This is a genomic window from Geminicoccus flavidas (genome assembly GCF_009806515.1).
In the GTDB taxonomy this organism is placed as follows: domain Bacteria; phylum Pseudomonadota; class Alphaproteobacteria; order Geminicoccales; family Geminicoccaceae; genus Geminicoccus; species Geminicoccus flavidus.
Window position 1 is genome coordinate 1 of record NZ_WUJP01000207.1, and the last position, 1,708, is coordinate 1,708.

The 1,708-nt window shown below is 70.0% G+C and carries 1 protein-coding gene and 2 pseudogenes; 2 read left to right on the forward strand and 1 reads right to left on the reverse strand.

What is annotated here, in order from left to right:
- Both EQG76_RS05540 and EQG76_RS05545 read left to right on the forward strand, forming a co-directional pair.
- A pseudogene (locus EQG76_RS05540) lies at positions 1-701 on the forward strand (dihydroxy-acid dehydratase); the annotation flags it as partial.
- Between the two features lie 62 nt (positions 702-763).
- Positions 764-1,015 (forward strand): hypothetical protein, encoded by a 252-nt coding sequence (locus tag EQG76_RS05545; RefSeq protein ID WP_159711340.1) that lies wholly within the window; start codon positions 764-766, stop codon positions 1,013-1,015.
- Between the two features lie 69 nt (positions 1,016-1,084).
- Here EQG76_RS05545 and EQG76_RS33285 read toward each other — a convergent pair.
- A pseudogene (locus EQG76_RS33285) lies at positions 1,085-1,708 on the reverse strand (HAD-IC family P-type ATPase); the annotation flags it as partial.

Below are 1,708 nucleotides of genomic sequence, written 5' to 3' on the forward strand. Positions count from 1 at the left end.
CTGGCGGCGTGCCCACCCAGACCGCGTTCAGCCAGGACCGCCGCTACCCCTCCCTCGACCTAGACCGCGAGAACGGTGTGATCCGCTCGGCCGAGCACGCCTTCGCCAAGGATGGCGGCCTGGCCGTGCTCTACGGCAACCTCGCCGAGGACGGGGCGATCGTGAAGACCACGGGCGTGGACGAATCGATCCTGGTCTTCTCCGGCCCGGCCGTCATCTTCGAGAGCCAGGATGCGGCGGTCAGCGGGATCCTGGGCGGCAAGGTCAAGCCGGGCGACGTGGTGCTGATCCGCTACGAGGGCCCGCGCGGCGGCCCCGGCATGCAGGAGATGCTCTATCCGACCAGCTACCTGAAGTCGAAGGGCCTGGGCAAAGCCTGCGCGCTGGTTACCGACGGGCGCTTCTCCGGCGGCTCGTCCGGCCTGTCGATCGGCCATGTCTCGCCGGAAGCCGCCGAGGGCGGCCTGATCGGCCTGGTCGAGGACGGCGACCAGATCGAGATCGATATCCCGAACCGCAAGCTGCATCTCGCGGTCGACGATGCCGAGATCGCGCGGCGCCGTGCCGCCATGGCCGCCCGTGAGGGTGGTGCCTGGAAGCCGGCCGAGGCGCGCCCGCGCAAGGTCAGCACTGCCCTGCGTGCCTATGCGGCCATGGCCACCAGTGCGGCCAAGGGTGCAGTGCGGCACGTGCCGGACTGATCGGTCCCCGGATGGCGCGGCCTGCTTTGGCTGCGCCATCCATTCCTTCCGGAGCTGAACCCATGCGCGCGCCCACCGTCCTGCTCGCCCTGCTGACGCTGGCGGCCTGCCAGTCCCCGGCCGATGAGCCGCCCGCGCGCGTGGGTGCGGATGCCGACGCGCATGGCTGCCGCCCGTCGGCCGGCTATCGCTGGTGCGCCCGTACCGCCCAGTGCGAGCGGCCGTGGGAGCTGGCGGAGGCGGAAGGGTTCGAGGTGAGCGAGGCGGCCTTCGCGCAGTTCTGCGCGAAGGATGGTCCTTGGTTAACTTATTGATTAGTAAAGATAAATTTGGCTTCTCGGGTTTGTTTGTGCAGATTCGCATCTGCATGCCGGAAGCTGGTCTCATGGCTGCCTGACGGCCCGGCCGGGCAGCATAGCATACTCTGTGCTCGTGTTCCCATTCAGCCGCAGTGCCCGGAGCGCGTTCAGGATCACGGCGACGTCGATGGCCTCCTGGAACAGGGCATCCGCCACCGGCGGCAGGTAGCCCAGCGCTGCGACCAGCATCCCGGCGATCGACAGGCCCAGGTCCGCGGCCACGCTCTGCAGGGCGATCCGGCCAGTGTCATGCGCCACCTCGACCGCGTCGGCCAACCGGTCCAGCCGGTCGACCAGCAGGACGATGTCAGCCAATTCGGCCGAGGCGGCGACACCGCGGGCACCCATAGCCACCCAACATCGGCGGCCGCGAGGGCGGGGGCATCTTCACTCCGCCGCCCACCATCAGGACCGGCCGGGCCCGGCGTTCCTCCAGCACCAGCGCCACCTTGTCGGCGGGCGACAGTTCGGCCTGCACCTCGTCCAGCTTCAGGCCGGCCGCAACCGCGTGGGCGACATCCGCCCGGTCGCCGGTGGCGAGCAGGATCCGGGCGAAGCCGACCTTGCGCAGGCGGACCAGCACGTCGGCGGCATTGGGCCGCAAGGGATCCTGCAGGCGCAGCAGCCCGGCTTGGCGGCCGTCGATCC